This is a genomic window from Agromyces sp. GL_144 (genome assembly GCF_057834305.1).
Genome location: NZ_CM174399.1, coordinates 1,329,122 through 1,352,889 on the forward strand (window position 1 = coordinate 1,329,122; position 23,768 = coordinate 1,352,889).

The window sequence follows — 23,768 nt, forward strand, 5'->3', positions numbered from 1 at the left end:
CCGGCGAGGTCAGTCGGCCAGCCGGCTGCGACCATGGATGAGGCCGCTGACCGCGGCGACGACCGCGAACACGATCGCGACGACGGGCTGGCCGAGCGTCCACCAGGCGAGGGCCGCACTCGTGAAGACGACGATCTCGACCAGGGCCTGTCCGAAGAGGTCGATGCGGAACACGGCCTTCGGCGAGAGGAAGAGCGCCCACACCAGGATCGCGAGTGCCGGTGCCCCGAGGCCGACGAGCACGCCGGGCCACGGCAACGGGAAGGCCAGGAAGCCCCAGATGCCGAGGCTCACGAAGGCGAACAGCTCCAGCAGGAAGCGGAGGATGTCGTTCGGGCCGATCTTGGGTTGGGGCTGGGGGACTGCGGTGCTCACGGGAGTCCAGCCTACTTCGCGCGGCGGCGTGCAACCGCCTCGAACGGTGTCGAACGGGCGCAGGCCGACTCGAGGCATCCGCTCAGGGCTTTCGGAATCGAGGCATCCGCTCGGGGCATCTGCTCGAGGATTCTGCTCGAGGCATCCGCCCGGAATGCGACGCGATCAGCGGAAGATGATCGTGCGCGCGCCGTCGAGCAGCACCCGGCGCTCGGCGAACCACTTGACGGCCTGACTGAGGGTGCGGCTCTCTTCGTCCTGACCGATCGCGACGAGCTCGGACACCGAGCGGGAGTGGTCGACGCGCACGACGTTCTGCTCGATGATGGGCCCCTCGTCGAGGTCGCTCGTGACGAAATGCGCGGTCGCGCCGATGAGCTTGACGCCGCGCGCATGGGCCTGACGGTACGGGTTCGCACCCTTGAACCCGGGCAGGAACGAGTGGTGGATGTTGATGCAGCGGCCCGCGAGCGCCTCGCACAGCTCGGGCGAGAGGATCTGCATGTACCGGGCGAGCACGACGAGCTCGACGGCATGCGCGTCGACGGCCTCGAGCACCCGCGCCTCGAACGCGGCCTTCGCCTCGGGCGAGGTCACGGCCGCCGACTCGAACGGCACCCCGTAGAAGTCGACGAGGTCACGCAGCGTGCCGTGGTTCGAGAGCACCAGCGGGATCTCGATCGGCAGTTGGCCGGCGTGCTGGCGGAACAGGAGGTCGTTGACGCAGTGCCCGGCGGTCGAGGCCAGCACGAGCGTGCGCAGCGGCCGGCCGACCTCGTCGAGCTCCCAGGTCATGTCCCAGCGCGCGGTGACCGGCAGCAGCGCGGCCTCGAACTCGTCGCGCTGCGCAGGGGACTCGATCTGCACGCGCATGAAGAAGCGCCCGGTCTCGGTGCTCGCGAACTGCTGGCTCTCGGAGATGTTTCCGCGGGCGGCGACGATGGCGCCGCTGATGGCGTGCACGATGCCGGGCGAGTCGAGGCAACTCAGGGTCAGGACCCAGTGGTTCAGGTGTTCGGGGGCGGCGGCCGAGGTCATCCGCCCAGCGTACCGGGGCCCCGCCGTGTCAGCCGCGCGTGATGCCGGCCGCGGGCCCGGTGCGATCGCCGGAGACGTACCGCACGGAGACGTCGAGGAAATCCGACAGGATCGCGAGCAGGGTGCCGGAGGATGCCTCGGCACGACCCTCGTCGTCGAGGTGCACCTCGTCGGACCAGAACCACGAGATGCGCAACTCGACCGTCGCGCCCGGGGCGCCGACGTACTCGCCGCGCCATCGGTCGCCGTCATGCGCGAGCACGAGCTGCGGGCTCAGGAGCGAGACCGCGACGGAGGAGGGTTCGGATCGGTTGCCCGCGACATCGGTCTGCGTGACGGAGATCTCGGTCGTGCCGGCAGGCAGCCCGAGGATCGACAGACTCCACGAGCCCTCGGCGTCGGCGATCGTCGATGCGGTGCGTCCGTCGGCGGATGCCTCGATGCTCGCCCCCGGCTCGGCGGTTCCCGTGAGGATCGGGTCGACCAGCCCGCCCGCGGTGTCGGGTTCGGCGACGATGGGGGGCAGCGCCACGGTGTCGTCGGGCTCAGGATCGGGCGTCGGCGTCGGCGTCGGCGTGGGTGTCGGCGTCGGCGTCGGCGTCGACGTGGGCCTCGGCGTCGGCGTGGGGCTCGGGCTCGGCGTCGGTTCGGGTGCCGTGGTCGGTTCGGGACTCGGCTGCGACGGTTGGGGCGCGGGCGCCTGCGTCGGGACCGCGGGCCGGGCGATCGGCGGCGCGAGAGGTGGCGCCGCGTCGGCACTCGGGGGATCGGACGGCACCGTGGGGGCGATCGACGGCGGGGGGATCGGCGCGGGAGCGGCCTGCGACGCGGGCGGCGCCGCGGGCGGAGCCGGATCGGACCCGGCGGCCGGTTCTGCGGCGGACTCCGAGGCCGCGGCCGGCACGGGATCCGCTTCGGCCGGGCCGAACGACGGGAGCACGACGGCGACGGCGACCACCGCGGCCGCGAGGGTGAGCACTCCCACGCCGGTTCCGATGGCGACGCCGCCGAGACCCGCGGCCGAGGCGCCGCCGACGCCGGCCGCGACCGAACCGCCCGCGCCGCCCGCGCCGCCCGCGGCACCGCCCGCGGTGCCGGACGCACCGGCTGTCGTCGACCCACCGCTCGCGCCGAGTCCGGCGGCCCCGGCCCCGAGCGCCATGTTCGTGACGGGCGCGCCCTGCGACAGCCAGGCCGAGTACGCGGTGGCGCCGCCGACGCCCGCGACGAGCGGCAGCAGCACGAGGGCGAGCCGCGAGCCGACCTCGCGGGCCTCTGCGGCGACGATCGTGCAGCGCGCGCAGCCGTCGAGGTGGTTCTCGAGTCGCGTGGTCTCGCGGTTGCCGAGCTTGCCGCGCGTGTAGGTGCCGAGGCGCTCGATGCTCCAGTCGCACTCGGGTTCGTTCTTCGCATCGCGCAGGTGCGCCCGGATCCACGCCTGGCGCAGGCCCTCGCGAGCCCGATAGGCGAGTGCGGCGGTGCTGTTCGCGCTCATGCCGACGAGTGGGGCGATCTGGGCCGGCGTCATGCGCTCGACCTCGGAGTACCAGAGCACCTCCTGCCAGCGCGTCGGCAGGGAACGGAACGCCTGCGCGGTCGTCGACCGGTCGAGGGCATCGAGCGTCGCGGCCTCGTTCGTGTTCGGGTCCTCGAACGACTCCAGCGTGTCGAGCGTGGTCTCGTGCCGCGCGCGGCCCCAGCTCGACGCGGTGTTGCGCACGGTCGTGAACAGGTAGGGCCGGAACGCGCCCGTCGGACCGCCGCCGGCGAGGATCGCGTCGTAGATGCGGGTGAACGACTCCGACACGAGGTCGTCGGGGTCGAGCGAGCTGTACGAGCGCGCGACGGTGCGTGCGGCGCCGGAGTGGCGCTGCCAGAGCTCGCCGTACGCAGCGCGGTCGCCGCGGCGCACGCGCTCGATGAGCGCGGCGTCGGCGGAGGGCGCTTCGCGGACGCGAGGCATACCGCCTCCTGTGGGTTCGGGTAGTCGGGTGGTTCCAACCGAGAGACGGGACCTGGGCGGGATCATGACGCGGTTGGGGGGTGGCTCTTCCCCATTCCACCAGATTTCTCAGGTTTCCGCGTCATGAATCCGTGCCCCGCACGTCTCATAGATGAGGGCGACCGAGTGAAGCCCTTGCGGCCGGCCGGCATGCGGACCCCAACCTCGTGCCGGTCGCCCGTTCGATCGGTCGGCCATGGGGGTGGCGGCCGGTCGCCCGAGCGGGTCCGGAGGCGAAGGGGAACACGCCTCCGGACCCGCTCATCCGGGCCCGGCCTCCAGGAGGAGCCGAGCGGATGCCACGAACGAGCGGATGCCACGGGTCGACGCCGTCCATGCGCGGCGGACGCCATGGGGCATCCGCTCATCGCATGGTGGCTGCGGGCGCAACAGTCTCCGCGGAACTCAGGCCAGTCGGGTGCCCGCGCCCCAGACCGCGTCGACGCCGAGGTCGTCGGCGAGGAGCACGGCATCGGCCGCGTACCCGACGTCGAGCCGCCCGAGCTCGTGCCCGCGCCCGATGGCGGCAGCGGGCACCTCGGTGAGCGCCGCCACGGCGACCTCGACGGGCAGCCCGGCCTCGAGCACGGCCTGCCGCAGCGCGACGTCCTGGGTCAGGGTGGAGCCGGCGATCGAGCCGCCCTCGACGAGCCTGGCGACGCCGTCGACCACGTCGACCTCGAGCGTGCCGAGCAGGTAGCGTCCGTCGGCGGTGCCGGTCGCGGCCATCGCGTCGGTGATGAGGGCGATGCGGCCGGGTGCGCCCGCGAACGCGAGCCGCACGACGTCGGGGTGCACGTGCACGCCGTCGTTGATGACCTCGAGCGTGACGTGCTGCGCGTGCATGGCCGCGACGACCGGACCGGGTGCGCGGTGGTGGATGCCGCGCATGCCGTTGAACGCATGGGTGAGCAGCGACGCGCCGGCGTCGAACGCGGCGAGCGCCGTGTCGAAGTCCGCGCCGGTGTGGCCGACGGCGACGCGCACGCCGGCGGCCGTGAAGCGCGCGATGGCCTCGGCGGCGCCGTGGTGTTCGGGCGCGATCGTGATCTGGCGGAGCGTGCCGTCTGCGGCCTCGAGCATGCGGTCGACGGCCGAGGCATCCGCGTCCCGCAGAAGGGACGGATCATGGGCGCCCCGGAACTCGGTGTCGAGGAAGGGGCCCTCGAGGTGCGAGCCGAGCACGCGCGGGTCGCGGGCGGCGACCGAGGCGATGACCTGCAGCTGCTCGACGAGGTCGTCGACGGCGGCGGTCACGAGGGAGAGCACCGTGCGCGTCGTGCCGTGGGCGTTGTGCACCGCGAGGATGCGGTCGATGGCCTCTTCGCCCTCGTCGGCGGCCGCGCCGCCGGCACCGTGGCAGTGCAGGTCGATGAACCCGGGCGCGAGCATGCGCCCCGAGGCATCCGTCGTCGTCGCATCGGCCGGGAGCCCGTCGCGCCAGCCGTCGCCCCGGCCGACGGCCGCGACGCGGTCGCCGTCGAAGCGCACCCAGGCGTCGTCGACGACCCCGCTCGAGCGGATCAGGCGTGCGGAATGGATGACGGCGGCGGATCGTGGACTCACGAGGCAACGATAACGTCGAAGCCGTATTCGGCGAGACGCTGTCGCTGCTCGGAGGTCGCCCCCTCGTCGGTGATGACGGTCGTGAAGAGGCGGCGCGGGCCGACTGCCGCGAAGGCGCGCTTGTCGATCTTCGACGAGTCGGCCACGAGCACGGCATGCGCCGCACGCGAGGCCATGAGCGAGTTCACCGCGGCCTCGCGCTCGTCGTGCGAGGTCGGGCCGACGACGGAGTCGATGCCGTTCACGCCGATGAACGCGAGGTCGAGCGTGATGCTGCCGAGCACCGTGTCGGCGTACGAGCCGACGAGCTCGTACGAGCGCGCGTGCACGACGCCGCCGGTCACGACGGTCTTGATCTGCGGGCGCACCGCGAGCTGCATGGCGATGTTGAGCGCGTTCGTGACGACCGTGAGGCCGGGATCGGCGGCGGGCTCCATGATGTCGGCGCGCGACATCAGCGCGTCGGCGATGGCCGTCGCCGTGGTGCCGCCGCAGAGGCCGATGACGGCGCCGCGCGGCACGAGCGCGCTCGCAGCCCTGGCGATGGCCGACTTCGCGCTCGGGTTCTGCTGGTTCTTGTACCGGATCGGCAGGTCGTATGCGACGGAGTGCGCGACCGCGCCGCCCCTCGTGCGGGTGAGCAGCTGCTGCTGGGCGAGCGCGTCGAGGTCGCGCCTGGCGGTGGCGGCCGAGACGCCGAGGCGCTCGACGATCTGCTCGACCTCGACCTGGCTGTCTTCGGCGAGCAGGTCGAGCACGGCGCTGAGGCGCTCGGCACGGTTCATGCGGGGCGATCCTTTCCTGCGGAGGCGAAGAGGTCGAGCAGTCTCGCGGCCTCGGCGGCGAGGGCGTCGCGGCCGGCGGCCATGATCTTCCGCGAGTCTACGGTCGACGGGTGCGCATCGAGGTAGCTCCTGATGGCGCCCGTGAACTGCACGTTCAGGTGGGTGGACACGTTGATCTTCACGAGGCCGGCGCGGATGCCATCGACGATGAGCTCGTCGCCGACGCCCGAGGAGCCGTGCAGCACGAGCGGCACGGGCACGGCCGCGCGCAGGCGGGCGATGAGGTCGAGGTCGATCGCGGCGACCCGCTCGACCATGGCGTGCGAGGAGCCGACGGCGACGGCCAGCGCGCCGACGCCGGTCTCGGCGACGAACCTCGCGGCCTCGTCGGGGTCGGTGCGCACCCCCGGCGCGTGCGCGCCGTCCTTTCCGCCGATCTCGCCGAGCTCGGCCTCGACGAGCACCCCCGCGGATGCCGCGTGCGCGACCACTCGCCGGGTGGTGGCCACGTTGTCGGCGAAGTCGAGCTTCGCGCCGTCGTACATGACGGAGCCGAAGCCGAGGTCGATCGCGCGCAGGGCGAGGTCTGCGCTCTCGGCGTGGTCGAGGTGCACGGCCACGCGTGCGGTCGAGGCCTCGGCGATCGCGAGGGTCGCGTGGGCGATCGGATCGAGGGCGCCGTGGTAGCCCACGCAGTTCTCGGAGATCTGCAGGATGACCGGCCGCCGGGTGCGTTCGGCCGCCGCGACGAGCCCCTCGGCGGTCTCGAGGTGCAGCACGTTGAACGCCCCGACGCCGCGCCGGGCGGCGACGGCCTCGTCGAGGAGTCGGGCGGTGGGGGTGAGCGTCATACGGGGTCCTCGGGGTCTCGGGGTGCTTCGGGGTCACGGGCGCCCGTGCGTCCGTCTTCCGGCGCGGGCGCGGGCGCGGTGGCGCGACCGGTGACGACGACCTCGGCCTCGAGGTCGCGGTGGTTCGGCGCGAGCGAGCCCGCGAGGGGGGCGAGCACCGCCGAGGCCGACCACGCGGTCGCGAGCCGGGCGAGATCGCGGCGCGCTTCGGATGCCTCGGTCGTGTCGGCGTCGAACTCGACGGGCAGGCGCAGCGACGCCGCGATGGCCGCGACCGCCGCGTCGCCGGCCCCGGTCGCGTTGCCGCGCAGCACGCGCGGCAGCCGCGCGCGCACGGGCACGCCGCCCTCGGCCCGGCTGACGAGCATGAGCCCCTCCGGGCCGAGCGACACGACGACGAGTCGGGCGCCGAGCTCGAGCAGCGCTCGCGCGCCGTCGACGGGATCGGCGAGGCCGGTCGCCGCGGCGAGCTCCTCGGCGTTGGGCTTCATGGCGTAGGCGCCGGCTCTTGCCGCGTCGAGCATCGACGGCCCGCTCGTGTCGACGATCACGCGCACGCCGCCCGCGGTGAGATCGTGTACGAGGTCGCGCACGTGCTCGCCGGTGAAGCCCGGCGGAAGGCTGCCGCAGATCGCGGCGACGCGTGCGACCGACGACCCGTCGAGCGCGAGGCTCCTGGCCTGCGAGGCGAATGCCGCGGCCTCGTCGGCGTCGAGCGGGGAGCCGTGCTCGTTCAGGATCGAGGCCTCCGCGGCATCCGTGTCGACGATCGCGACGCTGCGCCTCGTGGCGCCCCCGACCGGGACGAGCTGGTGCGGCACGCCGCTCTCGACGAGGTCGTCGGCGAACTCGGCACCGGACGCCCCGCCCACCGTGGCCAGCGCGAGCACGTCGAGTCCCTGCGCGTGCAGCACACGGGCGACGTTCAGTCCCTTGCCGCCCGCCCGCGCGACACCGGTGCCGACGCGATGGGTCTCGCCGGGCCGGAGCCCCGCGACCCGCCAGGTGAGGTCGAGCGCGGGATTCGGCGTGACCGTGAGGATCACGGCGTCGCCTCGTCGGCGAGGGCCTCGGCGAGGTCGCGGGCGGCGAGGGCGGTGCCGAGCAGCCCGGCGTCGTCGCCCAGCCTCGCCTGCACGAGCTGCGGCCTGCGGTGGAAGCTCAGCCGCGCCTCGAGGCGCTCGCGCAGCGGGTCGAACAGGGCGTCGCCCGCCTGGGACAGGCCGCCGCCGATGACGATGGCCTCGGGGGCGACGATCGCCGACAGGCGTGCGAGGGCGTCGGCGAGGGCGTCGATTGCGTCGTCCCAGACGGACGCCGCGATCGGGTCGCCGGTGCGCGCCGCGTCGAGCACCTCGCGGGCGCCGGGCACGTCGATGCCGGATGCCGCGGCGTAGCGCCTCGCGATCGCGCCGGCCGAGGCGATCGTCTCGAGGCATCCGACCGCGCCGCAGGTGCAGGGCTCCCCGTCGGGGTCGGCCAGCGCGTGGCCGATCTCGCCCGCGTACCCGCCCGCCGAGTACGGGTGCCCGCCGAGGATGATCGCCCCCGCGATGCCGGTGCCGATCGCGAGCACGATCACGTCGCCGAAGCCGCTCGCCGCGCCGAGCCGGTGCTCGGCGTCGCCCGCGGCGCGGACGTCGTGGCCGAACGCCACCGGCAGGCCGAGCGCCTGCTCGGCGAGGGCGCGGATCGGGGCGTCGCGCCAGCCGAAGTTCGAGGCGAACACGCCCGTTCCGGCCTGCTCGTCGACGAGTCCGGGAACGCTGAGGCCGACCGCGGCGGGCACGACGCCGGGATGCTCGGACAGCAGGGTCGACGCGAGCCCCGGGAGGGAGGCGACGACGCTGCCGGCCGGATCGGCGGCATCGATCGGCGTCCGCGTGCGACGCAGGCCGAGCAGGCGGCCGTCGGCGTCGACGAGCGCCGACTTCGTGTCGGTTCCCCCGATGTCGAAGGCGAGCACGACGGCGCCCGGTCCGAGCGCGGAGACCTCTGCGGCGTTCATCCCGGTCGTCAGTCGTCGAGGATGACGGAACGGGTGAGGTTGCGGGGCGAGTCGGGGTCGAGGCCCCTGGCCACCGCACGGGCGAGGGCGACGCGCTGCGCGCGGACGAGCTCGGCCATCGGGTCGAGCGTTCCGGCCTCGAACCTGGCGCCGGTCGCGAGCACGTCGCCCGCGAGGCCGGCGGGGGCCTCGCCGAACTGCCAGGTGACCCGACCGGGGGCGGCGATCGCGATCGGGCCGTGGCGGTACTCCATCGACGGGTACGACTCGGTCCAGGACTGCGACGCCTCGCGCATCTTCAGCGCGGCCTCGTGCGCGAGTCCGATCGACCAGCCCTGTCCGAGGAACGAGTACTGCTCGGCGTCGACCAGCGCGGGGTCGAGCGTCTCGGCGACGGCGGTCGCGGCATCCGCCACGGCCTGGTCGAGCGACTCGCCGAGCGAGGCGCGGAACAGCGCGAGCGCCGTCGTCGCGAACCGGGTCTGCACGACCGACCGCTCGTCGGCGAACGGCAGGGTGATCGCGTCGTCGACGAGGCCGACGAGCGGCGAGTCCGCGTCGCCGATGACGCCGACGGTGCGCACGCGACCCTTGAGGCGTTCGACGACCTGCAGCACCTCGGTCGTGGTGCCCGAGCGGGTGAGCGCGACGACGGCGTCGTAGCCGCGATCCACGAACGCCTCCGACGCCGTGAACGCGTCGGTCTCGCCGTGGCCGCCCGATTCGCGGAGCCAGGCGTAGGACTGCGCCATGAACCACGAGGTGCCGCAGCCGATGACGGCGATGCGCTCGCCGCGGGCCGGAAGCACGGCCTGCTCGTCGAGGAGGGCGGCGGCCCGAGCCCAGGTCTGCGGCTGGGATTCGAGCTCTGCCGCCATGTGCGCTGCAGCTGGGGTGGAGGGCGTGGATCTCACGTGTTCGGCTCCTGACGGGGTGGCGGGCTCGTCCTCGACGAGCGTGATCGATCAATGATTGCAGATGACCGTATCTGCTGTCTAACAATCACTCGAATGCGTTCATTGGCGGCATCGTCCGACGAGCCGCCGGTTTGTGAAGGTTCTGAACAAATTCGGTAACGATCAATCACGAAGTCTTGACGGGCGACGGATGACCGTCGTAGGTTTTCCGCACCGAGTGAACGATACTGCTCGTTTATTCCGAGAAACGTTCAGGAAACAGCATTTGTGTATCGTGCGAATGCTCCGCCCTGAACGCACGCGCCGTCGCGTGAGCTGTTCCTGCGCGGTGCACCACCCACCAGAGTGAGGAATCCATCCATGAAGAAGTCACTGCGCTTCGGCTCGGCGGTCGCGATCGCCGCCGTCGCTTCGATGACACTCGCCTCCTGCGGCTTCGGCGGCGGCGGCGACGATGACAGCGCCTCCGGCGCGACGACGCTCGACCTGCTCGTGCCCAGCTACTCCGACGCGACCCAGGGCCTCTGGGAAGACGTCATCGACGGCTTCGAGGACGCGAACCCCGACATCGACGTCAACCTCGAGGTCCAGTCGTGGGACAACCTCGAGTCCGTCATCGCCACGAAGATCCAGGGCGGCGAGGCTCCCGACATCTACAACGGCGGCGCCTTCGCCGGATTCACCGCAGACGACCTGCTGTACCCGGTCGAAGACGTCGTGTCGCCCGACACGTTCTCGGACTTCCAGGACTCGTTCCTCGCCAACGCCGAGGTCGATGGCACCGCCTACGCGCTGCCGCTGATCGCGTCGGCCCGTGCGCTGTTCGTGAACAACGCGCTGCTCGAGCAGGCCGGTGTGACCGCACCGCCCACCAACTGGGATGAGCTGCTCGACGCCGCGACCAAGGTCTCCGCGCTCGGCGGCGGCATCGCCGGCTACGGCATGCCGCTCGGTTCCGAAGAGGCGCAGGCCGAGGCGGCCGTGTGGCTCTGGGGCGGCGGCGGCACGTTCGGCGACGCCGACGCGATCACCGTCGACGACCCGTCGAACCTGCCCGGCGCGGAGCAGGTCAAGAAGATGATCGACGCGGGTGCGACCCAGGCCGACCCCGGTTCGACGAACCGCTCGCCGCTGATGGACATCTTCGTGCAGGGCAAGATCGGCATGCAGGTCGGCCTCCCGCCGACCGTCGGCCAGATCGCCGACGGCAACCCCGACCTCGACTACTCGATCGTCCCGATCCCGACGAAGGACGGCTCGCCGTTCACGCTCGGCGTCATGGATCAGCTCATGGCGTTCCAGAACGACGGCGACAAGAAGGAAGCCATCACGAAGTTCTTCGACTACTACTACTCGGCCGACGTGTACGTGCCGTGGGTGCAGGCCGAGGGCTTCCTCCCCGTCACGAAGTCGGGCGCCGAGGCGCTCTCGGGTGAAGAGGCGCTCAAGCCCTTCCTCGACGTGCTGCCCGACGCGCAGTTCTACCCGAGCACCAACCCGCAGTGGTCCGCCACGGATGCCGCGTTCAAGGCGCTCTTCGGCCAGCTCCAGACGAAGCCGGCCCAAGACGTCCTGACCGAGATCCAGGCCCAGGCCGACGCCGGCTGATCCCCGCGCGACCCAGGCAACGACAGCACGACCCGGAGGGATCGGTGACCACCGACTCATGAGCACCACGTCAGATGCGTCATCGACCCGAGCGGGGGCGGCCGAGGGCCGCCCCCGCCCCGGCGGGTCGCCCGCCGAACCCGAGAGCGTGCGCCCCAAGCGCGGCGGTCGCGACCTGCTCCGCTCGCTCCCGTGGATCGGGCCCGCCCTGATCCTGATCTTCGGCGTGGTGCTCTACCCCGCCGTGGTCATGTTCTACAACTCGACCCGCGACATCTCGATCTCGGGCCTCGACAAGGGCTCGGTCGGCTTCGACAACTACATCGAGGTCTTCTCCTTCCCCTACTTCTGGCCCATCTTCGGCCGCACGATCGTGTGGGTCGTCGTGGTCGTCGCCGTGACCGTGCTCATCTCGCTCGGCCTCGCCCAGATCCTGAACAAGGCCTTCCCCGGCCGGCGCATCGTGCGCCTCGCGGTGATCATCCCGTGGGCGGCATCCGTCGTGATGACGACGATGGTCGTCTACTACGGCCTCGAGCCGTACTTCGGCATCATCAACAAGTTCCTCGTCGACGTCGGCCTCGTCGACACGCCCGAGGGCTACGGCTGGACCCGCAACCCCACGACCGCCTTCGCCTGGTCGATCGTCGTCGCGATCTTCGTGTCGCTCCCGTTCACGACGTACACGATCCTCGCCGGCCTGCAGACCGTGCCCGGCGAGGTGCTCGAGGCGGCCAAGATGGACGGCGCCGGACCCGTGCGCACGTACTGGGCGGTCGTGCTCCCGCAACTGCGCAGCGCGCTCGCGGTCGCGGTGCTCATCAACATCATCAACGTGTTCAACTCGTTGCCGATCCTGAAGGTGATGACCGGGTCCATACCGGGCTACGACGCCGACACGATCATGACGATGATCTTCAAGTACATCCAGAACCAGCACAAGGTCGATGTCGCCAGCGCCCTCTCGGTCGTCGCGTTCGTCATCGTCATCGTGATCGTCGCCATCTACGTGCGCGTGGTCAAGCCCATGAAGGAGGTCTGATCGTGGCCGTCACCGCCCCCGCGTTCGAGACGATCGACCCGCCCGCGACCTCCGCCCGCAAGCGCCGGTACACCGAGGACCAGGTGCCGCTCGGCAAGGTCCTGCTGCGCATGCTCGGCGGGCTCATCGTGCTCGTCGTCTTCGTGCTGCCCTACACGATCATGTTCTTCGGCTCGGTGAAGACGAAGTCGCAGATCCGCTCGGTCGACCCCACCTACTTCCCCACGGAGTGGCACTGGGAGAACTACATCAACATGTGGTCCACCCCCGAGACGCCGCTGCCGCAGAACCTCGTCTCGACGATCGTGATCTCGGTCTTCGCGACGCTGCTCGTGCTGCTCGTCGCGATGCCGGCGGCGTACTACACGGCCAGGTTCAAGTTCCCGGGGCGCATGGTCTTCCTCTTCCTCGTGATCGTCACGCAGATGCTCCAGCCCGCCGTGCTGACCTCCGGCCTGTTCCGCCAGTTCGTCGCGCTCGACCTCATCGACACGTGGGCGGCGATGATCCTCATCAACGCCGCGTTCAACCTCTCGTTCGCGGTCTGGATCATGCACTCCTTCTTCGCCGGCATCCCGAAGGAGGTCGACGAGGCCGCCCAGATCGACGGCGCGAGCCGGCTGACGGTGCTGTTCAAGATCAGCCTCCCGCTCGTCTGGCCGGGCATCGTCACGGCCATCGTGTTCACCTTCGTCGCCTGCTGGAACGAGTTCGCGGCCTCGCTCGTGATCCTCTCCACGGCCGGCAACCAGCCCCTGTCGGTCGCGCTCACGAAGTTCGTCGGACAGTACGAGACGAGCTGGCAGTACGTGTTCGGCGTCTCGATCGTCGCGATCGTGCCCGTCGTCATCCTGTTCATGCTCATCGAGAAGCGCCTCGTCGGCGGCCTCACCGCGGGCAGCGTCAAGTAGGCGAACCGATCATCGGATGCCGCGCACGATTCGGTGCGCGGCACGGTCAGCGGATACCGTCGAAGGCATGCTCGATTTCGGAGTGATCGCGGTACTCGGCGTCGCGGTGATCGTCGCGGTCACGGCGTTCTCGAAGCGCCTCGGTATCGCGGCGCCGATCATCCTGGTGCTCGTGGGCATCGGCATCTCGTACATCCCCGGCCTGCCGTCGTTCGAGGTGCCGCACGAACTCATCCTCGACGGGCTGCTGCCCCCGATCCTCTACGCGGCCGCGATCTCGGTGCCGACGATGGACTTCCGTCGCAACTTCTCGACGATCGCGAGCCTGTCGGTCGCGCTCGTCATCGTGACGGCCTTCATCGTGGGCTGGCTGCTGACGGCGATCATCCCGGTCGGGTTCGCCGTGGCGCTCGCGCTCGGCGCGATCGTGAGCCCGCCCGACGCCGTCGCGGCGACCTCGGTCGGTCGCCGGCTCGGGCTGCCGCCGCGCATCCTCACCGTGCTCGAGGGCGAGGGGCTCGTGAACGACGCGACCGCGCTCGTGCTGCTTCGATCGGCGGTCGCGGCGATCGCGGGCGGCATGCTGAGCCCGTGGGAGATCTCGCTCGACTTCCTCTACGCGGTCGTCGTGGCGGTCGTGATCGGGCTCGCCGTCGGCTGGCTCACGGTTCGGGTGCGCAGCCGCTTCGGCGATCCCGTGCTCGACACCGCCGTGTCGATCGTCGTGCCGTTCGTCGCCTTCATGCCGACCGAGCAACTGGATGCGTCGGGTGTGCTCGCGGTCGTGGTCGCCGGGCTCTACACGGGCCACGCGAGCCCCACCGCGTTCTCTGCCCAGGCGCGCATCAGCGATCGCATCAACTGGCGAACGATCCAGTTCATGCTCGAGAACGCGGTGTTCCTGCTCATCGGGCTCGAGATCCGCTCGCTCGTCGAGCACGTGCGGTCGACCGAGTTCGGCGTCTGGGATGCCATCGGCGTCGGTGCGCTCATCTCGGTCGTGCTGGTCGTCATACGGTTCGCCTGGGTGTTCCCGATGCTCTTCTTCATGGGGCGCGACGCGCAACGCGCCGAGGTCTCGACGTACCGCATGCACCTCGCGCTGCTCGCCGCGCGCGACCATCCACCCGCGAACGCCGCCGAAGCCCGTCGCCGCAAGCGAGCCCGCCGGTTCTACGAGCGCAAGCGCGCCGACCTCGACGAACTGCGCAACGCGCACATCGACTGGCGCGGCGGCGTCGTGCTCGGCTGGTCGGGCATGCGCGGTGTCGTCACGCTGGCGGCAGCGCAGTCGCTGCCGCCGACCACGCCGTACCGCGAGCAGCTCGTGCTCATCGCGTTCACCGTCGCCGTGCTCACCGTCGTCGTGCAGGGCGGCACGCTGCCGCTGCTCATCCGGTGGCTCGGCATCAGCGGAGGCGACGAGCTCGAAGACCGCCGCGCCCTGGCGACCCTGCTCGACCAGATCGGATACGCCGGGCTCGCCGCGCTCGACCACCCCGTGACGACCGCGGGCGTCGACCCGTCCCCCGACGTGATCGAGCGTGCCAGGCAGACCTCGTTCCTGCGCGCCGAATCGGCCTGGGAGGCGGCGCATGACGATCAGGACGGCGTCGACGCGCTCGACACCGCCCCGCATCACGAGTACCGCCAGCTGCGGCTCGCGATCGTCGACGCCGAACGCGCGGCGCTCGCCGAGGCCCGCCGCCACGGCGCCTTCCCGTCGCGGATCCTCGCGCAGGCGCAGACGATGCTCGATCTCGAGGAGACCCGACTGCGCCCGCCCCGCGAGGGGCACTGAGCGGCGCCGCACCGTCAGGCGCGGTCGTCGAGCAGGGTTGTGAAACCGGACCGCCCGAGGCATCCGCTCTCGTCACTCGCGGTCGGTGACCGAGGGCTCAACGGATCAGCCGACCCAGGGCACCCCGCCGACGCGGCGGAACTCGACGCCCAACGCGTCGAGGTGCGTGCCGAGGCCGGCGAGGCGCGCGTGGAAGTCGTCGACGTCGCGCGCGCCGCCCTCGACCACGGGACGGGCCGACGCCAGCGCCTCGGCGCTGGGCGCGGGCGACCAGGCGATCTCCGCGACGGCCGCGATGCGCGGGAACACCATGAACTCGAGGTCGGGCGTGGTGCCGAGCGTCTCGGTCCAGACGGGCGCCTCGACGCCGAGGATGTCGGCCTCGCCGAGTCCGGGCACGATCGCGGTCGGCTCCCAGCCGTAGGCCTCCTCGAGGGTCGTCCCTCCGTCGGCCCACGTGGTGCCGAGTTTCGTGCCGAGCGGGCCGGCAGGGTCGTCGGGGTACTTCATGTCGAGGTAGGCGGCGTCGGCCGGGGACATGATGACGCCTCCGCCCTGCTCGACGAACGAGGTCGTGTGCTCGCCGGCCTGCTCCCGCGGGACGACGTAGTCCCAGTACTGGCCGATCGTGCCGGCCGGCAGCTCGCGCGAGGCGCCCATCTCGTGCCAGCCGATGATCGTCTTGCCCGTGGCCGCGCCGGCGGCCGTGATGCGGCGTACGAGGTCGAGGTAGTCGGCCTCGGAGGTCGACAGCGACTCGTCGCCGCCGACGTGCAGCCACGGCCCCGGAGTCATCTCGGCGATCTCGCGCGTGACGTCGGCGAGGAACCGGTCGGTGACCTCGGCGCGGTCGGCCGAGGCGCAGAGCGAGGAGAATCCGACCTCGACGCCCTCGTACGGCTTGGGCGCGACGCCGTCGCAGTTCAGCTCGGGGTACGCGTTCAGCGCGGCGTTCGTGTGGCCGGGCAGGTCGACCTCGGGCACGACGGTGACGAACCGTTCCGCGGCGTACTCGACGATGCGGCGGTAGTCCTCCTTCGTGTAGAAGCCGCCGCCGTCGCCGCCGACCGAGGTCGCCGCGCCCGCCTCGGTGAGCGCGGGCCACGAGTCGATCTGGATGCGCCAGCCCTGGTCGTCGGTGAGGTGCAGGTGCAGCACGTTCAGCTTCAGCAGCGCGATGCGGTCGATGTGGTCGAGCACGTCTTCAACCGGGAAGAAGTGGCGCGCCACGTCGAGCATCGACCCGCGGTAGGCGAACCGGGGTGCATCGGCGACGGATGCCGCGGGCACGGTCCATCCGCCCGATGGCGTCTTCGAGGCATCCGCTCGCTCGATCTCGGCGGGCAGCAGCTGGCGCAGCGATTGGGTCGCCCAGAACAGCCCGGCGGGGGAGTCCGCCGCGAGCCGCACGCCGTCGGCGCCGGACTCGAGCGTGTAGCCCTCGGCCGCGCCGTCGGGCCCCTCGCCGTCGGCGATCACGAACACGAGGTCGGATGCCTCGGGCTCGGCGCCGTCGGACGCCTCGACGACCGGCAGCTCGAACCCCGTCGAGGGGCGTGCCACCGCGGCGAACGTCTCGGCCACGGCCGAGGCGCCGTCGCCGGAGACGACGAGTCGGCTGGACTCCTCGAGCGTGAAGGGCGCAGCGCCCGCGGGATAGGAGGCGCTGACGGGCGCGGGGACGATGCCGGTCACGGCGTCTCCGTTCTGGGATGGTGCGGCTGCGGTGCACGCGGTGAGCGCCGAGGCCGCGAGGAGTGCGGCCGCGGCGGTCGTGGCCGCGCGGGCAACGATAGCGCGGCCGGAGGTTCGGGTCGTGGTGCGGGTGCGTCGGTGCATGCGTCCTCGGGTGCGGGTGCGGGTGCGGGTGCCGGCCGCCATGGCCGGATAGGGAAGGGATCTTGACAATCAGGTCCTCCCATCCTGCCAGTCGAGCGAGCCGAGCAACAGGGTCGAACCGTCGAGGACCTCAGCGCGAAGCGGCCGGGCGTGCGCCCGCGCCGATGACCGGATGCGTCGGATCGAACGATCGGCTCGCGGCATCCGTTGCTATGCTTGCGGGGTCGCGACTGGCGTTGAGATGGATTCCCATCGGGGAGCGACTGGCACGCATCGACCGCACGCCTGGGCCGGTACGGAAGCTTCGTCGCGCGAGTCGCACGAGGCAGAACCCTCGTTTGGTCCGTACCGTCACTGAAGGAGCCAGTCTTGGCCGAGTCCGTTTTCAACGCCCCCCTGTCCGAGGTCGATCCCGAGATCGCCGAGGTGCTCGAACTCGAGCTCGGTCGCCAGCGCGACTACCTCGAGATGATCGCGAGCGAGAACTTCGTCCCCGTCTCCGTGCTGCAGTCGCAGGGCTCGGTGCTCACGAACAAGTACGCCGAGGGCTACCCCGGCCGCCGCTACTACGGCGGCTGCGAGTTCGTCGACGTCGCCGAGTCGCTCGCCATCGCGCGTGCGAAGAGCCTGTTCGGCGCCGAGTACGCCAACGTGCAGCCGCACTCGGGCGCCACCGCGAACGCCGCGGTCCTGAGCGCGATCGCCACCCCCGGCGACACGATCCTCGGCCTCGAGCTCGCGCACGGCGGCCACCTCACGCACGGCATGAAGCTCAACTTCTCGGGCAAGCTCTACAACGCCGTCTCCTACGGCGTCGACCCCGAGACCTTCCTCGTCGACATGAACGTCGTGCGCGACAAGGCCCTCGAGCACAAGCCGCAGGTCATCATCGCCGGCTGGTCGGCGTACCCGCGTCACCTCGACTTCGCCGCGTTCCGGGCGATCGCCGACGAGGTCGGCGCCAAGCTCTGGGTCGACATGGCGCATTTCGCGGGCCTCGTGGCCGCGGGCCTGCACCCGTCGCCCGTGCCCTACGCCGACGTCGTGTCGAGCACGGTGCACAAGACGATCGGCGGCCCGCGCTCGGGCTTCATCGTCTCGCGCGACACCGAGCTCGCGAAGAAGCTCAACTCCAACGTGTTCCCCGGCCAGCAGGGCGGCCCGCTCATGCACGTCATCGCGGCCAAGGCCACGGCGTTCAAGATCGCCGCCTCCGAAGAGTTCCGCGACCGCCAGGAGCGCACCATCCGCGGCGCGCAGATCCTCGCCTCGCGCCTCACGGCGGATGACTCGCGTGCCGCGGGCATCGACGTGCTCACGGGCGGCACCGACGTGCACCTCGTGCTCGCGGACCTCCGCAACTCGAAGATCGACGGCCAGCAGGCCGAAGACCTCCTGCACGAGGCGCGCATCACCGTCAACCGCAACTCGGTGCCGTTCGACCCGCGCCCGCCGATGGTCACCTCGGGCCTGCGCATCGGCACGCCCGCGCTCGCGACCCGCGGCTTCGGCGACGCCGAGTTCACGCAGGTCGCCGACATCATCGCGCTCGCGCTGCAGGGCGAGGCGGATGTCGCCGAGCTCCGCTCGCGGGTCGAGTCCCTCACGGCGGCCTTCCCGCTCTACCCGGGCCTCGCCCAGTAGACGTCGCCGTTCCGAGCAACCCGCTCACCTGTTCGCAACTCAGGACCTCCGGCGCGACACGCCGGCGCTCGACGCTCCGGTCGGCGTGTCGGCGCAGATCTCCTGGGTTGCGGACGGGGCAGCAGAGAGTGAGACAACCATGACCGCCATCACGCTCGACGGGGTCGCCACGGCGTCCGCCGTCAAGTCCGAACTCGCGGCCCGCATCGCGGCGCTGCGCACCGCGGGCGTCGTGCCGGGTCTCGGCACGCTGCTCGTCGGCGATGACCCCGGTTCGCGCTCGTACGTCGCGGGCAAGCACCGCGACTGCGCCGAGGTCGGCATCGAGTCGATCCGCGTCGACCTCCCGGCCACGGCCACGCCGGCCGACGTGCGCGCCGCGATCGCCGACCTCAACGCGGCATCCGAGGTCACCGGCTACATCGTGCAGCTCCCGCTGCCGGCGGGCCACGATGAGAACGCGATGCTCGAGCTCATCGACCCCGACAAGGACGCCGACGGGCTGCACCCGACCAACCTCGGGCGCCTCGTGCTCGGCGTCTCGGGCGAGCTCGCGTCGCCGCTGCCCTGCACCCCGGCCGGCATCGTCGAGATGCTGCGGCGCTACGACGTGCCGATCGCCGGGCGCCACGTCACGGTCATCGGCCGCGGCATCACGGTCGGGCGCCCGCTCGGGCTGCTGCTCACGCGCAAGGGCCTCGACGCGACCGTCACGCTCACGCACTCGCGCACGATCGACCTCGCCGCCGAGGTGCGGCGGGCCGACATCGTCGTGGCCGCCGTCGGCGTGCCGCATCTCGTGAAGCCCGACTGGGTCAAGTCGGGTGCCGCCGTGCTCGACGTGGGCATCACGCGCGTGCTCGACGAGGCGACCGGCAAGGGCCGCCTCACGGGCGACGTCGACCCCGCGGTCGCCGAGGTCGCAGGCCACCTCTCGCCGAACCCCGGCGGCGTCGGCCCGATGACCCGCGCGATGCTGCTCGCGAACGTCGTGAAGGCGGCCGAGCTGCGCCTGGCGGGCTGACCGGCACCACGCACTGAGAACGGCGGATGCCGCGGGCCGAGGCTCGTGGCATCCGTCGTTCTGGTTGCAGGGCGGGCCGGCAGAGCAGGGTGACGGACGGTGCCGGCGCCGGTGCGCGTCGCCTGACGGTCGCCCGGCGTTCACCGCACGCTCATCGGGCGGCAACGCGTCGCCCGTAGCGTCGCAGCATGCTCGAAGACGGGCGGCCCTCGGGCCGCGCCATGCACCCCGCCCCGCGGGTGGTCGCGGTGATCCCCGCACGGGGCGGATCCAAGGGGCTGCCGGGCAAGAACCTCGCCGAGGTCGGCGGGGTCCCGCTCGTGACGCGCGCGGTGCGGGCAGCCGGTTCCGCCCGTCGCATCGACGCCGTGCTGGTCTCCACCGACGACGACGGCATCGCCGAAGCGGCGAAGGCCGCCGGCGCGGGCGTGGTCAGGCGCCCCGACGACCTCGCGAGCGACACGGCGACCTCGGAGTCCGCCCTGCTGCACGCATTGCACAGCGTCGCCGCCCACACGGGAGTTCGGCCCGAGGTGCTCGTGTTCGTGCAGGCGACGTCGCCGTTCATCGATCCGGCTTCGCTCGACGCCGCGGTCGAGCGCGTGCTGCACGGCGAGGCCGATGTCGTGTTCTCGGCCGCGCCGAGTCATGTGTTCCTCTGGCGCGAAGCGCAGGGCGGGGGCGAGGCGCCCGGCGGAGCAGAGGCGCCCGAACCCCGCGGCGAGGCGCCCCGCGGCATGGTCGGCGTCAACCACGAGGCATCCGCTCGCCCGCGTCGGCAGGACCGCGAGCCGGAGTTCGCCGAGACGGGCGCGTTCTACGTCATGCGCGCCGACGGGTTCGCACAGGCGGGGCACCGGTTCTTCGGCCGTATCGGCATCGAGCGGGTGCATCCCGACCATGCGATCGAGATCGACGACGCGGCCGACCTCGCGCGCGCACGACTGCTCGCACCCGCCATCGACGCGGCGGTCGCGCCCGGGCCTCCGATCATCGACGTCGACGCGCTCGTGACCGACTTCGACGGCGTGCACACCGACGACACCGCCTGGGTCGACACCCTCGGCCGGGAGTCGGTGCGCGTGAGCCGCTCGGACGGCGCCGGCATCGCCCGCCTGCGCGCTGCCGGCCTGCCGGTGCTGATCCTCAGCCGCGAGGCGGATCCCGTCGTCGCCCGCCGGGCCGAGAAGCTCGGCGTCGAGTGCCTGCACGGCGTCGAGGCGAAGGGCGAGGCGCTCGCCGATTGGGCGTCGGGTCGTGGCATCCGCCTGGATCGCATCGCCTACCTCGGCAACGACCGCAACGACCTGCCGGCGCTCGAACTGGTGGGCTGGCCGATCGCGGTGCGCGACGCGGTGCCCGACGTGCTCGCCGCCGCCAGGCACGTGCTGGGCCGTCGAGGCGGCCACGGAGCCGTGCGCGAGGCGGCCGACCTCATCCTCGCCTCGCGCGAGCTCGCCGCACGGCGCGAAGAGCGCCGGGACGAGCACCGCGAAGACTATCGCGAAGACCACCGCGAACCCGCCACCGCGCGATGACGAAGGAGCACCACATGTCGGTCCGCATCGGACGTTCGCTGATCGGCCCGGGGCAGCCCGTGTACGTGATCGGCGAGATCGGCCTGAACCACAACGGCGACGTCGAGATCGCGAAGCGACTCATCGACGTCGCGCTCGAGTCCGGCGCGCAGGCGGTGAAGTTCCAGAAGCGCACGCCCGAGATCGCGACGCCCGAGCACATGCGCGACGTCGAGCGCGAGACGCCGTGGGGCACGATGACCTACCTCGAGTACCGCCACCGAGTCGAGTTCGGCGAGGCCGAGTACCTCGAGATCGCCTCGTACGCGATGCGCGCCGGCCTCGACTGGTTCGCCTCCCCGTGGGATGTGCCGTCGGTCGGGTTCCTCGAGCGGCTCGACGTGGTCGCCCACAAGGTCGCCTCGGCCTCGCTCACCGACCTCGACCTGCTCGACGCGCTCGCCGCGACCGGCAAGCCGATCATCGCCTCGACCGGCATGTCGACGATCGAGGAGATCGACCGGGCCGTCGACCGCCTCGGCACCGACCGGCTCGTGCTGATGCACGCCACCTCGAGCTACCCGATGCCGCCCGAGGAGGCGAACCTGCGCATGATCGACACGCTGCACGCGCGCTACCCGGGCGTGCCGATCGGCTACTCGGGGCACGAGCGGGGCCTGCAGATCTCGCTCGCCGCCGTCGCGCTCGGCGCGGTCGCGGTCGAACGCCACATCACCCTCGATCGTGCCATGTGGGGATCGGACCAGGCGGCCTCGCTCGAGCCGCAGGGCTTCGAGCACCTCGTGCGCGACATCCGCATCATCGGCGACGCCATGGGCGACGGCGTCAAGCGCGTGTTCCCCGGCGAGGAGGCGCCGCGCGCGAAGCTCCGCCGGGTGCCGGCGTGAGCGTCGAAGCCCCGAAGCGAGCGGATGCCTCGAGCCGGCGCCTGCTCGTGATCGCCGATTCCGACTCCTACGTGAAGTGGGGCGCGGCGCTCGCCTCGAAGCTGCCCGCCCCGTGGCACGTGCAACTCGCGGTGCTCGCCTCGCCCGTGCGGCCGAGTGCGACGCAGCTCGCCCACGCGCTCGCCGGCACCCGGTTCACGCCCGCGGACGCCCTCGTGCTTCGCCTCGACGAGCTCGATGCACTGCTCGACGAGTTCGACCCGCATGCCGTGCTGCTCTCGCTGCGCGGACCGTTCGTGCGGGTCGTCGCGCCCCGCATCGAGCAGCGGCCGAACCGGCCCGTGCTCGTGAGCGGGTTCCCCGGCCTCACGATCCCGGCCGTGCCGAAGGCCGTCGTCTACCGCGAGCAGACCGACCTCGTCGTGCTGCACAGTCGCCGCGAGGTGCGCGAGTTCCGCGCGAACGCGGCCGAGCTCGGCTTCGGCACGACCTTCGCGCTCGCGACGCTGCCGTTCCTCGCCGGCGGGCGGGCGCGGCTCGAGGCGGCAGCCGTCGTGCCGGCAGAACCCGTCGCACCTGTGGAGCCCGCCGTGCCCGAGGCAGCCGCTCGTGGCGACGTCGTGTTCGCCACGCAGGCGAAGGTGCCGGCGGAGCGCTCGGACCGTGTGCACCTGCTGGCCGCGTTCGCCGAGCTCGCGCGGCGCGAGCCCGGCCGGCGGGTCATCGTGAAGGTGCGCGCTCGCCGCGGGGAGGCGCAGACGCACGAGGAGACGTTCGACTACGCCGACCTCATGCCCGAGGTCGGCGCGCCCGTGAACCTCGTCGTCGAGGACGGCCCCATGGCCGAGAAGCTCTCACACGCGGGCGCCCTCGTGACCGTGAGCTCGACGGCGGCGCTCGAGGCGATCGCGCTCGGAATCCCGACACTGCTCGTCGACGACTACGGCGTCTCGCCGGCGATGATCAACACGGTCTTCGAGGGCTCCGGCCTGCTGGGATCCACCGACGAGCTCGTCGCCTCCCGCTTCAGGACGGCGGATGCCGCGTGGCTCGCCGACAACTACTTCCATCCGCCCGACGCCGACGACTGGCTGCGTCGGCTCGAGGCCTTCGTCGAAGCGCGGGAGATCGTGCCGCTCCGGCGCCTCGAGCGTCGGCTGGACCTCGCCGGCGGGCGACTGCGCATCGCGTTCGAGCGTCGACGCATGCTCGGCGAGCACGACCGGAGCCTGCTCGGAGCGCTCGCATGGGGCGTGGGCGTGCCGGCGCGCGGCGTCGTGCGGCGGATGCGTCGCCTGCGCGGGCGCGTGACGGGCGGGCCGTCGCCCGTGCCGGTTGCGACGGGGGTGGACCGCAGCGGGCCTTCGTCCTGGGTCTCAGTCGACGGGAGCGGTGTGCAGGCCGACGTGACCGAGGTAGGCCTGCGCGTTCCGGTGCAGTGACGCCTGCTCGTCGGCGGTGAGTTCGCGCCGGACCTTGGCGGGGACGCCCGCGACGAGCGAGCCGGGCGGAACGATGGTGCCCTCGAGCACCACGGCGCCGGCGGCCACGAGCGAGCCGGCGCCGATCACCGCGCCGTTCAGCACGGTTGCGCTCATGCCGATGAGGCTGCCGTCTTCGATCGTGCAGCCGTGCAGCACGGCGCCGTGTCCCACCGAGACGTCGGTGCCGATGGTGAGCGGGAAGCCCCGGTCGACATGGCAGACGACGGTGTCCTGCAGGTTCGAGCGCTCGCCGAGCACGATCGGTTCCGCCTCGGCGCGCAGCACCGCGTTGTACCAGACGCTCGATTCAGCGGCCAGGCGCACGTCGCCCACGATGACGGCGCCGGCCGCGACGAACGCGGTGGGGTCGAGGACGGGAGCCGGCACGTCGGCGATCGTGAGCACGCGGGAGGCGGGATCGGATTTCATGCCGCCAGCCTATGCGCCG

General features: G+C 71.9%; 20 protein-coding genes and 1 riboswitch. Of the genes, 9 read left to right on the forward strand and 11 right to left on the reverse strand.

Annotation, left to right across the window (positions count from 1 at the left end):
- Positions 1-9: 9 nt before the first annotated feature.
- From AC3IPY_RS05900 to AC3IPY_RS05940, 9 genes are all read right to left on the reverse strand, one after another.
- Entirely contained in the window at positions 10-375 is a 366-nt protein-coding gene (locus tag AC3IPY_RS05900; RefSeq protein WP_489187327.1) for a YrdB family protein, read from the reverse strand.
- 165 nt (positions 376-540) lie between these two features.
- Positions 541-1,413 (reverse strand): formyltetrahydrofolate deformylase, encoded by an 873-nt coding sequence (gene purU, locus AC3IPY_RS05905; protein ID WP_489187329.1) that lies wholly within the window; start codon positions 1,411-1,413, stop codon positions 541-543.
- A 28-nt stretch (positions 1,414-1,441) separates the two neighbouring features.
- Positions 1,442-3,376: a sigma-70 family RNA polymerase sigma factor gene (locus AC3IPY_RS05910; protein WP_489187330.1), complete on the reverse strand. Its 1,935-nt coding sequence runs from the start codon at positions 3,374-3,376 to the stop codon at positions 1,442-1,444.
- 444 nt (positions 3,377-3,820) lie between these two features.
- Positions 3,821-4,981, reverse strand: coding sequence for an N-acetylglucosamine-6-phosphate deacetylase (locus tag AC3IPY_RS05915; protein WP_489187331.1), 1,161 nt, complete (start codon positions 4,979-4,981; stop codon positions 3,821-3,823).
- Entirely contained in the window at positions 4,978-5,766 is a 789-nt protein-coding gene (locus AC3IPY_RS05920) for a DeoR/GlpR family DNA-binding transcription regulator (RefSeq protein ID WP_489187332.1), read from the reverse strand. The genes AC3IPY_RS05915 and AC3IPY_RS05920 overlap by 4 nt, the downstream gene beginning before the upstream one ends.
- Positions 5,763-6,617 carry a class II fructose-bisphosphate aldolase gene (locus tag AC3IPY_RS05925; RefSeq protein ID WP_489187333.1) on the reverse strand — a complete coding sequence of 285 codons (855 nt, stop codon included), beginning with the start codon at positions 6,615-6,617 and terminating at the stop codon, positions 5,763-5,765. Before AC3IPY_RS05925 ends, AC3IPY_RS05920 begins: the two co-directional genes overlap by 4 nt.
- Positions 6,614-7,663, reverse strand: coding sequence for a 1-phosphofructokinase family hexose kinase (locus AC3IPY_RS05930; RefSeq protein WP_489187334.1), 1,050 nt, complete (start codon positions 7,661-7,663; stop codon positions 6,614-6,616). The genes AC3IPY_RS05925 and AC3IPY_RS05930 overlap by 4 nt, the downstream gene beginning before the upstream one ends.
- Positions 7,660-8,625 (reverse strand): ROK family protein, encoded by a 966-nt coding sequence (locus AC3IPY_RS05935; protein ID WP_489187335.1) that lies wholly within the window; start codon positions 8,623-8,625, stop codon positions 7,660-7,662. Before AC3IPY_RS05935 ends, AC3IPY_RS05930 begins: the two co-directional genes overlap by 4 nt.
- Positions 8,626-8,633: 8 nt before the next feature.
- Positions 8,634-9,503: an SIS domain-containing protein gene (locus tag AC3IPY_RS05940; protein ID WP_489188253.1), complete on the reverse strand. Its 870-nt coding sequence runs from the start codon at positions 9,501-9,503 to the stop codon at positions 8,634-8,636.
- Positions 9,504-9,902: 399 nt separating this feature from the next.
- On the opposite strand from AC3IPY_RS05940, the gene AC3IPY_RS05945 reads away from it, so the two are divergent.
- The 4 genes from AC3IPY_RS05945 to AC3IPY_RS05960 all read left to right on the forward strand — a co-directional run bounded on the left by AC3IPY_RS05945 (position 9,903) and on the right by AC3IPY_RS05960 (position 14,904).
- A complete protein-coding gene (locus AC3IPY_RS05945) occupies positions 9,903-11,150 on the forward strand; it encodes an extracellular solute-binding protein (protein WP_489187337.1) in 1,248 nt (415 codons plus the stop codon).
- A gap of 58 nt (positions 11,151-11,208) precedes the next feature.
- Positions 11,209-12,192, forward strand: a complete 984-nt coding sequence (locus AC3IPY_RS05950; protein WP_489187338.1) for a carbohydrate ABC transporter permease — start codon at positions 11,209-11,211, stop codon at positions 12,190-12,192.
- Positions 12,193-12,194: 2 nt separating this feature from the next.
- Positions 12,195-13,103, forward strand: a complete 909-nt coding sequence (locus AC3IPY_RS05955) for a carbohydrate ABC transporter permease (RefSeq protein ID WP_489187340.1) — start codon at positions 12,195-12,197, stop codon at positions 13,101-13,103.
- 67 nt (positions 13,104-13,170) lie between these two features.
- A complete protein-coding gene (locus AC3IPY_RS05960) occupies positions 13,171-14,904 on the forward strand; it encodes a cation:proton antiporter (RefSeq protein WP_489187342.1) in 1,734 nt (577 codons plus the stop codon).
- Positions 14,905-15,009: 105 nt separating this feature from the next.
- On the opposite strand, the gene AC3IPY_RS05965 is transcribed toward AC3IPY_RS05960, so the two are convergent.
- Positions 15,010-16,599 carry a beta-N-acetylhexosaminidase gene (locus AC3IPY_RS05965; protein WP_489187344.1) on the reverse strand — a complete coding sequence of 530 codons (1,590 nt, stop codon included), beginning with the start codon at positions 16,597-16,599 and terminating at the stop codon, positions 15,010-15,012.
- A 360-nt stretch (positions 16,600-16,959) separates the two neighbouring features.
- A riboswitch (ZMP/ZTP riboswitch) is annotated at positions 16,960-17,041 on the forward strand.
- Between the two features lie 71 nt (positions 17,042-17,112).
- Here AC3IPY_RS05965 and glyA point away from each other — a divergent pair.
- From glyA to AC3IPY_RS05990, 5 genes are all read left to right on the forward strand, one after another.
- Positions 17,113-18,387: a serine hydroxymethyltransferase gene (gene glyA / locus AC3IPY_RS05970; RefSeq protein WP_489187346.1), complete on the forward strand. Its 1,275-nt coding sequence runs from the start codon at positions 17,113-17,115 to the stop codon at positions 18,385-18,387.
- 139 nt (positions 18,388-18,526) lie between these two features.
- Positions 18,527-19,411: a bifunctional methylenetetrahydrofolate dehydrogenase/methenyltetrahydrofolate cyclohydrolase gene (locus AC3IPY_RS05975; RefSeq protein ID WP_489187347.1), complete on the forward strand. Its 885-nt coding sequence runs from the start codon at positions 18,527-18,529 to the stop codon at positions 19,409-19,411.
- A gap of 188 nt (positions 19,412-19,599) precedes the next feature.
- Positions 19,600-20,949 carry a cytidylyltransferase domain-containing protein gene (locus tag AC3IPY_RS05980; RefSeq protein ID WP_489187349.1) on the forward strand — a complete coding sequence of 450 codons (1,350 nt, stop codon included), beginning with the start codon at positions 19,600-19,602 and terminating at the stop codon, positions 20,947-20,949.
- A gap of 14 nt (positions 20,950-20,963) precedes the next feature.
- Complete coding sequence (locus tag AC3IPY_RS05985) at positions 20,964-21,836, forward strand: N-acetylneuraminate synthase family protein (RefSeq protein ID WP_489187350.1); 873 nt, start codon at positions 20,964-20,966, stop codon at positions 21,834-21,836.
- A complete protein-coding gene (locus AC3IPY_RS05990) occupies positions 21,833-23,278 on the forward strand; it encodes a DUF6716 putative glycosyltransferase (RefSeq protein ID WP_489187352.1) in 1,446 nt (481 codons plus the stop codon). The genes AC3IPY_RS05985 and AC3IPY_RS05990 overlap by 4 nt, the downstream gene beginning before the upstream one ends.
- Here the strand turns inward: AC3IPY_RS05990 and AC3IPY_RS05995 are convergent.
- Positions 23,213-23,749 carry a gamma carbonic anhydrase family protein gene (locus tag AC3IPY_RS05995; RefSeq protein ID WP_489187353.1) on the reverse strand — a complete coding sequence of 179 codons (537 nt, stop codon included), beginning with the start codon at positions 23,747-23,749 and terminating at the stop codon, positions 23,213-23,215. The two genes, AC3IPY_RS05990 and AC3IPY_RS05995, sit on opposite strands and share 66 nt — an antisense overlap.
- Between the last annotated feature and the right edge of the window lie 19 nt (positions 23,750-23,768).